Genomic DNA, 12,466 nt, shown 5'->3' with positions numbered 1-12,466 from the left:
CGGTCCGAGTTGGGGAGGCAACCGGGGACATAGGGTGATTGGTGGGGGCAGTGCCTCTGTGCCTGCCCTTGCCATCGATCCCAGTTTGGGAGGCAACCGGGGACGGTTGCCCCCACCTTCTGTCTCCCGATTCCTATCCCAAGCAGGCGGCCAAATCTTCCTCGGGAGTTGTAATGGGTTGGAGGTGGTATTTTTCGGACAGCAATGCGAAGACATTGGGGGAAATGAACGCGGGGAGGGTGGGTCCGAGGCGGATGTCTTTGATACCCAAATAGAGGAGGGTCAGTAAGACCGCCACGGCTTTTTGTTCGTACCAGGACAGGATCATCGACAGGGGCAGTTCGTTCACGTCCATCTCGAAGGCCTGGGCGAGTCCCAGGGCGATCTGGATGGCGGAGTAGGCGTCGTTGCACTGTCCCACGTCCATGAGGCGGGGGATGCTGCCGATTTCGCCCATTTCCTTGTCGAAGAAGCGGAATTTTCCGCAGGCGAGGGTGAGGACGACGCAATCTTCGGGTACCTGGTCCACGAAGTTGGTGTAGTAGTTGCGATCGGGTTTGGCGCCGTCGCAGCCGCCGACGAGGAAGAAGTGCCGGATTTTGCCCTGTTGGACTGCTTCGATGATGCGATCGGCGACATTTAGCACTGCATTCCGGGCGAAGCCGGTTTTCACCTGGCGGGGCTCCCCGTCTTCGGCGAATCCCGGCATGGCCAGGGCTTTTTGGATGACGGGGGTGAAGTCGGGGATGTCGTCCGCCACATCTTCGAGGTAGGCGATCTCGGGATATCCCACCGGGCCGATGCTGAACAGTTTGTCCTCATAGTTTTCGTGGGGCGGCATCAGGCAGTTGGTCGTCACCACGATGGGGCCGGGGAATTTGGCAAAATCTTTGGTCTGGTTCTGCCATGCGGTCCCATAATGACCGTATAAATGGGGGTAGGTTTGTTTGAGGATGGGGTAGCCGTGGGCGGGGAGGAGTTCCCCGTGGGTGTAGACGTTGATGCCGGTGTTGGCGGTCTGTTTGAGGAGGGCTTCGAGTTGTTTGATGTCGTGGCCGGAGACTAAAATGGCTTTCCCGGCTTTGGCGTTCAGGGGGACGACGGTGGGGGTGGGGTGGCCGTAGTGGTTGGTGTGGCCGGCGTCGAGGAGTTCCATCGCCCGCAGGTTCATTTCCCCGACTTTCAGGGCCAGATTGACCCAGTCTTCCAACCCCAGATCGGGGTTTTCCAGGGCAGCCAGGGCTTCGTGGCAGAAGGTGTAGACGCGATCGTCCTCCTGGCCGAGTTCTTGGGCGTGGAAGGCGTAGGACGCCAGCCCCTTGATGCCGTAGAGGGTGGTGAGTTTGAGGGAGAAAATATCGATGTTGTCGCTGGATTCGGCGATGAAGTCGCGGGAAATTTCTTCTCCCTGGGCGACCAAACTTTCCGTCCAGTCGGGCTGGTATTGGACGGCGGGGGACCAGGCGATCGCCGTGTCGCGGGCCTCCTCCACCCGGGCTTTCAGGTTTTCCCGCAGTGCGATCGCCTCCCGGATGTAGGTATAAAAGCGTTTGCGATTGAAGTTGACGTTCGTCATGGTGGCGAACATGGACTCGCAGGTAAACACGTCCACATCGCGGGTGTCGATGCCCAGTTCCTTGGCTTTCAGGGCGACGGGGGCGATGCCCCGCAGGCAGTAAATCAGCAGATCCTGGACGGCGTTGACGTCGGGTCCCTTACCGCAGGCGCCCCACTGGTGGCAACCCTGGCCGCTGGCGGTTTGTTCGCATTGTTCGCAAAACATCAATGATTTCTCCGAGTGACTTGTAAATATTGGGGTGAAATGAATTAACGGGCCGCAACTTTACCGTTGGGGGTTTGGATCAACTCCGTGTATTCCTCCGGGAAATAGTGCAGGGTGCTGGTGACGGGGTTGGGGGCTGTCTGTCCCAGACCGCAGAGGCTGGTGGCTTTCACCATGTCGCACAACTGCTTGAGTTTTTCCAAATCGCCGTTGGTGGCCTGTTTGTTGAGGAGTTTGGTGAGCAACTGGTACATCTGCACGGTCCCGGCCCGGCAGGGGATGCACTTGCCGCAGGTTTCCCCCCGGCAGAATTCCATGTAGAATTGGGCGACCTGCACCATGCTGGTGTTTTCGTCCATGACCACCATGCCGCCGGACCCCATCATCGACCCCAGCTTGGCGAGGGATTCGTAATCAACGGGGGTATCGAGCAAGTCGGCGGGGATGCACCCCCCCGAGGGTCCGCCCGTCTGGACGGCCTTGACTTTCAAGCCGCCGGGGATGCCGCCGCCCATCTCCTCGACGATCTCCCGCAGGGTGATGCCCATCGGCACTTCGATCAGCCCATTGTTGCGGATTTTGCCCGTCAGGGAGAAGATTTTGGTGCCCTTGCTCTTTTCGGTGCCGATGCCGGCGTACCAGTCGGCGCCGTTGCGGATGATGGGGGCGATGTTGCCGAGGGTCTCCACGTTGTTAATCAAGGTGGGGCGGTCCCACAGGCCGGAGACGGCTGGGTAGGGGGGGCGAGGTCGAGGTACGCCCCGTCCGCCGCCGATGGAGGCGATGAGGGCGGTTTCTTCGCCGCAGACGAAGGCTCCGGCGCCGACGCGGATATCGATGCTGAAGTCCACGGGGGAACCCAAGATTTGGGCGCCCAAGAAGCCCTGGCGTTTGGCTTGCTGGATGGCTTTTTGTAGGCGGGTGATGGCGAGGGGATATTCGGCCCGGACGTAGATGTAGCCTTGGGTGGCGCCGACGGCATAACCGGCGATCGCCATTCCTTCCAAAATCCGGTGGGGGTCGCTTTCCAATACGCTGCGGTCCATAAAGGCGCCGGGGTCGCCCTCGTCGGCGTTGCAGATGACGTATTTCTGGCCCTCGGGCATCTTGGCGACGGTGGCCCATTTCAGGCCGGTGGGGTAGCCGGCGCCGCCGCGTCCCCGCAACCCGGACTGGGTGATTTCGGCCACCACCTCTTCTGGACTCATTTCATAAATGGCGTGGTAAAGGGCTTGGTAGCCGCCCACGGCCAGGTATTCGCCGATTTTTTCGGGGTCGATCTTGCCGCTGAACTCCCGGACGATCTTCAACTGGCGGCTGAAGAAGGGGTGGTCGGGGTCGCCCCGGACGGCTTTGGCTTCGCCGCCGTTGAGGGCTTCGATGATGGAGGGGGCGTCTTCGGGGGTGACTTTTTCGTAGTGGATGCCCTCGGGTTCGACTTCCACCATCGGGCCGCGGCCGCAAAATCCCATGCAGCCGACACCGACGACCTGCACCCGATCTTCGAGTCCGGCCTGTTTGAGGGCCTTTTCCATTGCTTTTTTGACCTCGACGGACTCGGATGCCTGACATCCGGTGGAGGTGCAGCAGTGGACGCGGATGCTTTTGTGGGAGTGGCGTTCTTTTTCGGCGAGTTCGAGTAGTTCACTCAATTCCATATATCGGATCTCCTCTCTCGATGGTTGGACGTGGCGGGGGGTCAACTGGGGTCGCCCTGCCACTGTTTCAGGCGATCGACGGCGGCCTCGGGGCCCTGCTGGCCGGCTACTTTGCCGTCGAAGACGACCGCCGGGGCGATGCCGCAGGCGCCGATACAGCGGGCGGTGACGATGGAAATTTGGCCGTCGGGGGTGGTTTCCCCGGATTTGATCCCCGTTTTCTCTTCCAGGGCCGCGAGCACTTCCCCGCTGCCTTTGACGTAGCAGGCGGTGCCGAGGCAGACGACGCAGGTATGGGCGCCACTGGGTTTGAGGGAAAACAGGTGGTAGAAGGTGGCGACGCCGTAGACCTGGCTCAGGGGGAGTTGCAGCTTTCGGGCGACGTAGATGAGGACGTCTTCTTCGAGGTATCCGAAGGCTTCTTGGGCTTTGTGGAGCACTTCGATCAGGGCGTCCTGGCGGAACTGGCTGCGTTTCATGGTGATGTCGAGGACTTTGAAACGCTTGTCACCGCTGGGGTGTCCGGAGGCGGCCTGGGTTTTCCCGGCTTTCGGGGCGGTTTCGGTCGGAGATTGCATGGCGACTTTGCGGTAATTTCTACACGGTTTCAACCCGATCGCGGCGATCGCGGCGACGGCCGGTTTGACCGATCGCCGTCGTTCTCGATGGGGTCGATATTTGCTCTTGATGACAAATCTCGGCTTCGGGGGAAAATTCCATTGTTTGACCCATCCCCAAAGCAACTGTAGGGTTGTTTATCTCCAAATCTTTTGGGACTTGAACGAATCCAAAATTCTGTTCTAAATATTAAGTATAAAGGAAAGCCCGGGAAAAAAGTCTTAAAATAATTCAAAGAATTTCACGCCCGATCGCGGCGTTCCCCAGCGGACGGCTGAGGGGTCGGGTCGGGATTTCGGGGCTGACGGTCCCGCAATAAGAATTGTAAACCGACGGATGGTATTTTTATGTGTCTCGCCGTGCCCGGAAAATTACTCAGTCTCTCCGGAGAAGACCCGTTGCTGAGGACAGGTCGCGTCAGTTTTGGCGGTGTCGTCAAAGTGGTGAACCTGGCTTACGTGCCGGAAGCCGAGGTGGGGGACTACGTTTTGGTCCACGTGGGCTTCGCCCTGAGCCGGGTGGACGAGGCGGAAGCGTTACAAACCTTAGCCGATTTACAACAGATGGTGAAATTCGGTTAAAAAGTGTTAAGACCCGATTTCGGTTTCGGGCAATTTATTAGATGATTGAAAGTGTAAGGCAGGAGGCAGTCAGACGGGGGCCGATCCTTAACAAAGATTTAACCATTGGAGTCTGACTGAACGAAAAAGACCGGCCGAATCGGACAACCAACGCAGCAGGAATATTGGTGTCAAAGTATGGGGAAATGATGAGTCAATTTTTTGTGGGTTAAATTACAGAATTTTAGCGATCGCGGGGGGCAAGATAGAAACGGAGTTCGCCCAACAAAAAGACCCGACCGAGATCGCGACAAAATCACTGTTTTTTTGACCGGACACTATCTGAAGCAACGAGAGGATTTTCAGCATGAACACGAGACAATATACGACCCTGGACGGGAATGAAGCGGTCGCCCGCGTCGCCTTCCCGCTCAACGAAGTGATCGCCATTTATCCGATCACCCCCTCTTCGCCGATGGGCGAATGGGCCGACGCCTGGATGTCCGAAGGGCAGCCGAACCTGTGGGGAACGGTGCCGTCGGTGGTAGAAATGCAGAGCGAAGGTGGCGCGGCCGGTGCCGTCCACGGCTCCCTGCAAGGGGGGTCCCTGACGACGACCTTCACCGCCTCCCAGGGATTATTACTAATGATCCCCAACCTGTACAAAATCGCCGGGGAACTGACCTCAGCCGTCCTCCACGTCGCCGCCCGTTCCGTGGCTGCCCAGGCCCTGTCCATCTTCGGGGATCACAGCGACGTGATGGCGATCCGGGCCACCGGCTGCGCCCTGCTGTGTTCGGCCTCGGTTCAGGAAGCCCAGGATTTGGCCCTGGTCGCCCACGCCAGCACCCTGAAGGCCCGGGTCCCCTTCGTCCACTTCTTCGACGGGTTCCGCACCTCCCACGAAGTGCAGAAAATCGAACTCCTCGAACGCAGCGACCTGCGGGCGATGATCGACGACGAGGACGTTTACGCCCACCGCGCCCGGGGACTCACCCCCGATCGCCCCGTATTGCGCGGCACCGCCCAGAACCCGGACGTCTTCTTCCAAGCCCGGGAAAGCGTCAACCCCTTCTACAACACCTGTCCGGAAATCGTCCAGAACGCGATGGACAAATTCGCCGAACTCACCGGACGGGAATACAAACTGTTCCAATACCACGGCGCCCCCGACGCCGATCGCGTGGTAATTTTAATGGGTTCCGGCTGCGAAACCGCCCACGAAACCGTAGATTACCTGACCGGACAGGGCGAAAAAGTCGGTGTGCTGAAAGTGCGCCTGTACCGGCCCTGGGACGCCAGCGCCTTCCTCGGTGCCGTGCCCGAAACCGTGAAAGCGATCGCCGTTTTGGACCGCACCAAGGAACCGGGCGCGAGCGGCGAACCCCTCTATCTAGATGTCGTCACCGCCATCAGCGAATCCTGGGAAGGCACCGCGCCCAAAATCGTCGGCGGCCGCTACGGGCTCTCCTCCAAAGAGTTCAACCCGGCAATGGTGAAAGCCGTCTTCGACAACCTCAGCCAAGACAAACCCAAAAACCACTTCACCATCGGCATCAACGACGACCTCACCCAGACCTCCCTCCCCTTCGATGCCAGTTTCTCCACCGAACCGGACAGCGTCATCCGCGCCATGTTCTACGGCCTGGGGTCGGACGGCACCGTGGGCGCCAACAAAAACTCCATCAAGATCATCGGCAACGATACCGCCAACTACGCCCAGGGCTATTTTGTCTATGACTCCAAAAAATCCGGCGCCGTCACCGTCTCCCACCTGCGCTTCGGACCCGATCCGATCCGCTCCACCTATTTGATCAACCAGGCCAACTTCGTGGGTTGCCACCAGTGGACGTTCCTGGAAAAACTCAGCGTCCTGGACGGAGCCGCCGACGGGGCCACCTTCCTGCTCAACAGCCCCTACGGACCCGATGAGGTGTGGAGTCGCCTGCCGATCGAAATTCAAGAACCCATCGTCCGCAAGGGTCTGAAATTCTACGTCATCGACGCCAACAAAGTGGCCCGGGACAGTGGCATGGGCAACCGCATCAACACCGTCATGCAGGTGTGCTTCTTCGCCCTGGCCGGGGTACTGCCGCGGGATGAAGCGATCGCGAAAATCAAGAAAGCGATCGAAAAGACCTACGGCAAGAAAGGGGCGGAAATCGTCCGCATGAACCTGCAGGCCGTGGACAACACCCTCGAAAACCTGTTCGAGGTCAACGTCGGGGAAGTCAACAGCGACGTCCGCATGGTGCCGCCCGTCCCGGCGAGCGCCCCCGATTTCGTGCGGGAAGTCGAAGGCATGATGCTCTCCCGCCAGGGCGACCAACTGTCGGTGAGTCAACTGCCCTGCGACGGCACCTACCCCACCGGCACCTCCAAATGGGAGAAACGCAACGTCGCCCAGGAAATCCCCGTCTGGGACCCGGATGTGTGCGTCCAGTGCGGCAAGTGCATTATGGTCTGTCCCCACGCCGTCATTCGCGGTAAGGCCTACGACGAAGGCGCCCTGGAAAACGCCCCGGAAACATTTAAATCAACGGCCGTCAAAGATAAGGCTTTCTCCGGCCAAAAATTCACCATCCAGGTGTCCCCGGAAGACTGCACGGGCTGCGGCGTGTGTGTGGATGTCTGTCCGGCCAAGAACAAGTCCATGCCCTCCAAGAAGGCGATCAACATGGAATACCAGCCGCCGCTGCGGACTCAAGAGCGGGAAAACTGGGATTATTTCCTGAATTTGCCCAACCCCGACCGTCGCAACTTGCGGTCTGACCTGATCAAGCAGCAGCAGTGGCAGGAGCCCCTGTTCGAGTTCTCCGGCGCCTGTGCCGGCTGCGGGGAAACCCCCTACATCAAGCTGGCGACCCAACTGTTCGGCGATCGCATGGTCGTCGCCAACGCCACGGGTTGCTCCTCCATCTACGGCGGCAACCTGCCCACCACCCCCTGGGCGCAAAACGCCGACGGCCGCGGCCCAGCCTGGTCGAATAGCCTGTTTGAAGACAACGCCGAATTCGGCCTCGGCTTCCGCCTGTCCATCGACAAGCACACCGGCTTCGCGTCGGAACTGCTGCAAAAACTGGGATCGACCGTCGGGGACGAACTGGTGGCGAAAATCGTCAACAACCCGCAAAAATCCGAGGCGGACATCTGGGAGCAGCGGGAACTCGTCGGACAGGTGAAACAAAAACTGCAAGGGTCCGACGACCCCGACGCCAAACAGTTGCTCAGTGTCGCCGACTACCTGGTTAAAAAATCCGTCTGGATCGTCGGCGGGGACGGCTGGGCCTACGATATCGGCTACGGCGGTTTGGATCACGTCATCGCCAGCGGCCGCAACGTCAACATCCTGGTGATGGATACGGAGGTCTACTCCAACACCGGCGGCCAGTCCTCCAAGGCCACGCCGCGGGGGGCCGTCGCCAAGTTCGCGGCCGGTGGCAAACCGTCGCCCAAGAAGGACTTGGGTTTGATCGCCATGACCTACGGCAACGTCTACGTCGGCTGCGTGGCGATGGGGGCGCGGGATGAACACACCCTGAAGGTGTTCCTGGAGGCGGAGGCTTACGACGGGCCGTCCCTGATCATCGCCTACAGCCACTGCATCGCCCACGGTATCAATATGGCGACGGCGATGACCCACCAGAAGGCCCTCGTCGAAAGCGGGCGCTGGCTGCTGTACCGCTACAATCCCGAATTGAAGACCCAGGGCAAGAACCCGCTGCTGCTGGATTCGCGATCGCCCAAGAAAACCATCGAAAAATCCATGTACGCGGAAAACCGCTTCAAGATGCTCACCAAAACCAAGCCCATCGACGCCAAACGGCTGCTCAAGGAGGCCCAGGAAGACGTGAACACCCGCTGGCAGATGTACCAATATCTGGCTAACCGTCCCCTGGACGGCAACGGTAACGGCCACGGCACGCCGGCCGAAGCCGAGGGCGAAAGCCAATCGACTCCGACCAGCTAAACGAAGCGGGGGGGGAGTGAGGGAGTCGGGAGTCGGTATTAGGGAGTCGGGATTTAGAGGGGCCGTTTCTTTCGGAACTTCCTCTGCTTCCTCCGCTTACCTCCGCCTCCTCTGCCTCCTCAGCTTCCCCCACACCCGACATCCTAATTTTCACGAGGACTAAGATCATGGATTTGAGTACGACTTATTTGGGATTGAACTTGCGGACTCCCATCGTCCCGTCCGCGGCCGCCCCTTTGTCGGAGGATGTGGACAATATCCGGCGCATGGAGGACGCCGGCGCTGCGGCGGTGGTGCTGCACTCCCTGTTTGAGGAACAACTGCTGCGGGAAAAATTTGAACTGCACCACCATTTGGAGTACGGGACTAACAGTTTCGCCGAAGCGCTGACCTATTTCCCGGAACCGGACGAATTTCACGTCGGGCCGGAACTGTATCTGGAACATATCCGCGCGGCTAAGGCGGCGGTGAACATTCCGATTATCGCCAGTTTGAACGGTTTCTCCTCCGGGGGTTGGGTGGAATATTCCCAACTGATGCAGGAAGCGGGGGCCGACGCGATCGAGTTGAACATCTACTACGTCCCCACGGATTTCGACATGAGCGGGGCCCAGGTGGAGGAAAACTACCTCACTACCCTGCGGGAAGTGAAGGCGGAGGTGACGATCCCGGTCACCATGAAGCTGAGTCCGTTTTTCAGCAACATGGCGAACATGGCGAAGCGGTTGGACGAAGCCGGGGCGGACGGTCTGGCCCTGTTCAACCGCTTCTTGCAGCCGGATATCAACCCGGAGGAATTGGAAGCGGAGGCGGGTTCGGTGCTGAGTTCCCCCCACGATATGCGCCTGCCGATGCGCTGGATTGCGATCCTGTACGGCCGCATCAATGCGGATTTGGCGGCGACGAGCGGCATCGCCCGGGGCCACGACGCCATCAAGATGTTGATGGCGGGGGCGAAAGTCACCCACGTCTGTTCGGCCCTGCTGCGGCACGGCATCGGCTACATCCGGGTGATGGAAGATGAGATCAAGCGCTGGATGGAAGAGTACGAATACGAGTCGGTGAAGCAGATGCAGGGTTCGATGTCCCAGCGCCACTGCGATGATGAGTCGGCTTACGAACGGGCGCAGTACATGAAGGCGATCACGTCCTACGAATCGTCCTACGAACCGGAACGCACCTTGTTCTAGATGTAGTCAATAGCGGGGGCGATTTCCGAATCGCCCCTACCGTTGGATTGATTTTGTTACCCCCCGATCGCCGAATGGATCGGGGTTGCTTTTGCCTGAAATTCCTGAGTGCAAGGGGTTTCGGGCTTACGAATCGGCGACCGTCACCGCCCGTTTGGGGGTGATATCACAGGTGGGGCTGTATCAAAATCACACATCGCCTGCATGAAAATGCAGATACTTGACACAGATAAAGTCGTTCAAACTCCGTATTTTTACCATGATCTGTATTCGCGATGTCGTCCAAAATGCGATCGCCACGGGCTTTTTGAGCTTGGAGGCGGAAAACCAACTCCGGCAGATGTTGAAAACTACCCAAAATGACGGGGATGCCCTCGATGCCTTCGCCAACCTTCAAGTCGCCGCGATGACCGGAAAAGTCCGGCAGGAGTCCCGGGAAATGTTTCAATCTCGATAGGTTTCCGGGCGATCTACACCCTCCGAGATACTTCACAAACAATCAACAAAGCACAACCGTATTTTTACGATTGTACTTTATCAATTAATAATTAATAATTAATAATTAATAATCGACACAGCGAACGGCGCTGTAATTTCGGGAATGGGGAATCGGGAATTTTTGACATTTGACTTTCCCCACACCCGGCGATCGCGATCCTGGAGAGACTCAGCCAAAATTCCACATGATGGGATAATCTTCTTCGAGGTGGTCGGTGACGATCCGCCCGATCCGGTCGATGTTCTCGAGATCTTCCGGGGACAGGCGCACCTCCGCCGCCTTGACATTTTGCTCCACCTGGCTGCTATTTCGCGCCCCGGCGATCGCGTGGGTTCGGGGTCGGGCGATCAGCCACGCCAGGGACAACTGCGCCAAAGTACAGCCCTTTTCGGCCGCGATCGGACGCAGGCGATCGAGAGCCTCTTGGACGCGGCGGTAGTGGTCCGGGTTTTGGAAGAGTTTATTTTTGTTGCGGTGGTCCCCCTCCTGAAACTGGTGGTCTGGTCCGAACTTTCCGGTCAGGAGTCCCTGGGCCAGGGAAGAGTAGGCCAAAATCGAAATGTTGTTTTCCACGCAGTAGGGCATCGTTTCCCGTTCCACGTCCCGCCAAAACAGGGAATAGGGGGGTTGCAGGCTGTCGATGCGGCCGTAGCGGGCGGCTTCTTCCATCTGCGATCGCGAAAAATTCGACACCCCGATCGCGCGGATTTTCCCTTTTTCTTTCAGCGTGTTGAGGGCGTCCATCGTCTCGCCGATGGGGACGATTTCGCTGTTGAACGCTCCCGAAGGCCAGTGAATTTGGTAGAGGTCGATATAATCGGTCTTGAGACGTTTCAGGGAGCGATCGCAGGCGGCCAGAACCTGGTCGTATTTCAAATGGTCGGCGAAAACCTTGCTGGCGTAGACCACGCGATCGCGGAGATCCGACACCGCCTCGGCGATCAGTTGTTCCGAACGGCCCGAGGCGTAAACTTCCGCCGTGTCGATGGTGGTGATACCGGCCTCGACGGCATCGCGGATCGCCCGGACGAGTTCCGACTCATCGACCCCGCGCCATCCCCCCGTGTCGGCCTGCCAGGTCCCCAAAATGACGGGCGTCATTTGAATGTCCGACGTGCCGAGCGATCGCGTTTCCATAATTTGAACTCCTCAAAATATTGTCAGATATTCAATTCTTCACTATCTTAAGAAAAAAGCGATCGCGCCGTACAATTCCCACCTCAAGATATGTCTCCGGAGAGATTTTTATCCGCCGCCCTCAAAGAATGGAACGTGGCAGTCAACGCCCTGGAAGCGGGGGAAACCGCCGTGCTGGTCCGCAAAGGGGGCATCCGGGAACGGGGGGGGCGCTTCGGCGTCGATTTCAACCCGGTGCTATTGTATCCGACTTTCGAGCATCAGAAGCCCGACTGGCTCAAACCCGAATACCGGGATTCTGTGGAACCCGTGCCGTCGGGGTGGCATCCCGATCGCGTCCGAGTCGGCAGTTGGGCGGAAATTACCGATCTTTTCAGTTGGGAAACGTCCCGGGCGGAAACGGTGGCGGACGCCCTGTCAAATTTCATCATTTGGAACCGGACATTTTTGGGCGATCGCCTCAACTGGAAACCCCAAAAACCCCTGCATATTCTATTGCTGAGAAGTTACAAACTTCTCGACCCCGTGGAAATTCCCTATCGGGACGCCTACGGGGGATGCCGGTCGTGGATCGAGTTGGAAACCGCCGTCTCTATCGCCCGGTCTTCTCCCGTTTTGAACGCCGACGAATACGGGGAACTCGGCGATCGACTGCGCGACACCATTCGGAGTGTCTCGGGAGACTGAAAAAAAAACTCGAAATTTTGGCGGCGAAAGGGGTTGACGGGGGGCGACGATTTGCGGTAAACTATTGACATAAAGCTCCATAATGGGAGTGGTGACAAAAATAAAAATTTGACCACCACTCCCATTATCTAAAATAATACCGGAAGTCAAGCGAAAAAGCAACAACCCCCCAAAAAAAAGCGAAATTTTTAACATTTCTTAATTTTTTTTTTCAAAAAATTTTAAATTCGGGCATCGAGCCCGAAGTTGTCAGATGCACCCGGGGGAGGCCGGGGTTGGGAAAGGGTCTTACGAGAAAAGGACGAGAGCTTGAAAGCCGTGTCTTTTTAAAGCACGGATGAAAAGCGAACGGCGACTTCAGTCG

The 12,466-nt window shown here is 58.3% G+C and carries 9 protein-coding genes; 5 read left to right on the top strand and 4 right to left on the bottom strand.

Going from position 1 to position 12,466, the window contains the following annotated elements; all coding sequences use genetic code 11:
- Positions 1–133: 133 nt before the first annotated feature.
- From hcp to hoxE, 3 genes are read right to left on the bottom strand one after another with little or no spacing between them, the layout of a single operon-like run.
- Positions 134–1,783: a hydroxylamine reductase gene (hcp, locus tag AC0QHF_RS02930; protein WP_324702686.1), complete on the bottom strand. Its 1,650-nt coding sequence runs from the start codon at positions 1,781–1,783 to the stop codon at positions 134–136.
- Between the two features lie 44 nt (positions 1,784–1,827).
- Positions 1,828–3,441 carry a NuoF family protein gene (locus AC0QHF_RS02925; RefSeq protein WP_324702685.1) on the bottom strand — a complete coding sequence of 538 codons (1,614 nt, stop codon included), beginning with the start codon at positions 3,439–3,441 and terminating at the stop codon, positions 1,828–1,830.
- Positions 3,442–3,482: 41 nt separating this feature from the next.
- Positions 3,483–4,019, bottom strand: coding sequence for a bidirectional hydrogenase complex protein HoxE (hoxE, locus tag AC0QHF_RS02920; RefSeq protein ID WP_324702687.1), 537 nt, complete (start codon positions 4,017–4,019; stop codon positions 3,483–3,485).
- A gap of 387 nt (positions 4,020–4,406) precedes the next feature.
- Between hoxE and AC0QHF_RS02915 the strand changes: the two genes are divergently transcribed.
- The 4 genes from AC0QHF_RS02915 (at position 4,407) to AC0QHF_RS02900 (ending at position 10,236) form a co-directional block, all read left to right on the top strand.
- Positions 4,407–4,640 (top strand): HypC/HybG/HupF family hydrogenase formation chaperone, encoded by a 234-nt coding sequence (locus tag AC0QHF_RS02915; RefSeq protein ID WP_324702684.1) that lies wholly within the window; start codon positions 4,407–4,409, stop codon positions 4,638–4,640.
- 346 nt (positions 4,641–4,986) lie between these two features.
- Positions 4,987–8,589: a pyruvate:ferredoxin (flavodoxin) oxidoreductase gene (nifJ, locus tag AC0QHF_RS02910; RefSeq protein ID WP_324702683.1), complete on the top strand. Its 3,603-nt coding sequence runs from the start codon at positions 4,987–4,989 to the stop codon at positions 8,587–8,589.
- 167 nt (positions 8,590–8,756) lie between these two features.
- On the top strand, positions 8,757–9,779 hold the full coding sequence (locus AC0QHF_RS02905) for a dihydroorotate dehydrogenase-like protein (protein WP_324702682.1): 1,023 nt from the start codon (positions 8,757–8,759) through the stop codon (positions 9,777–9,779).
- Between the two features lie 259 nt (positions 9,780–10,038).
- Entirely contained in the window at positions 10,039–10,236 is a 198-nt protein-coding gene (locus AC0QHF_RS02900) for a hypothetical protein (RefSeq protein WP_324702681.1), read from the top strand.
- Positions 10,237–10,446: 210 nt separating this feature from the next.
- Here AC0QHF_RS02900 and AC0QHF_RS02895 read toward each other — a convergent pair whose 3' ends face one another.
- Positions 10,447–11,415 carry an aldo/keto reductase gene (locus AC0QHF_RS02895; RefSeq protein WP_324702680.1) on the bottom strand — a complete coding sequence of 323 codons (969 nt, stop codon included), beginning with the start codon at positions 11,413–11,415 and terminating at the stop codon, positions 10,447–10,449.
- Between the two features lie 90 nt (positions 11,416–11,505).
- On the opposite strand from AC0QHF_RS02895, the gene AC0QHF_RS02890 reads away from it, so the two are divergent.
- Complete coding sequence (locus tag AC0QHF_RS02890) at positions 11,506–12,102, top strand: DUF1802 family protein (protein WP_324702679.1); 597 nt, start codon at positions 11,506–11,508, stop codon at positions 12,100–12,102.
- Positions 12,103–12,466: the final 364 nt, after the last annotated feature.

The sequence above is a fragment of the Lyngbya sp. CCY1209 genome, from assembly GCF_055795065.1.
Note: the sequence above shows the minus strand (reverse complement) of the source record. Positions and strands in the feature narration are given on the sequence as shown.

Excerpts from the sequence above, each read along its gene's own strand:
- AC0QHF_RS02900 (WP_324702681.1), top strand. The coding sequence starts at position 10,039 with ATGATCTGTATTCGCGATGTCGTCCAAAATGCGATCGCCACGGGCTTT.
- hoxE (WP_324702687.1), bottom strand. The coding sequence starts at position 4,019 with ATGCAATCTCCGACCGAAACCGCCCCGAAAGCCGGGAAAACCCAGGCC.
- hcp (WP_324702686.1), bottom strand. The coding sequence starts at position 1,783 with ATGTTTTGCGAACAATGCGAACAAACCGCCAGCGGCCAGGGTTGCCAC.
- AC0QHF_RS02890 (WP_324702679.1), top strand. The coding sequence starts at position 11,506 with ATGTCTCCGGAGAGATTTTTATCCGCCGCCCTCAAAGAATGGAACGTG.
- nifJ (WP_324702683.1), top strand. The coding sequence starts at position 4,987 with ATGAACACGAGACAATATACGACCCTGGACGGGAATGAAGCGGTCGCC.
- AC0QHF_RS02895 (WP_324702680.1), bottom strand. The coding sequence starts at position 11,415 with ATGGAAACGCGATCGCTCGGCACGTCGGACATTCAAATGACGCCCGTC.
- AC0QHF_RS02915 (WP_324702684.1), top strand. The coding sequence starts at position 4,407 with ATGTGTCTCGCCGTGCCCGGAAAATTACTCAGTCTCTCCGGAGAAGAC.
- AC0QHF_RS02925 (WP_324702685.1), bottom strand. The coding sequence starts at position 3,441 with ATGGAATTGAGTGAACTACTCGAACTCGCCGAAAAAGAACGCCACTCC.
- AC0QHF_RS02905 (WP_324702682.1), top strand. The coding sequence starts at position 8,757 with ATGGATTTGAGTACGACTTATTTGGGATTGAACTTGCGGACTCCCATC.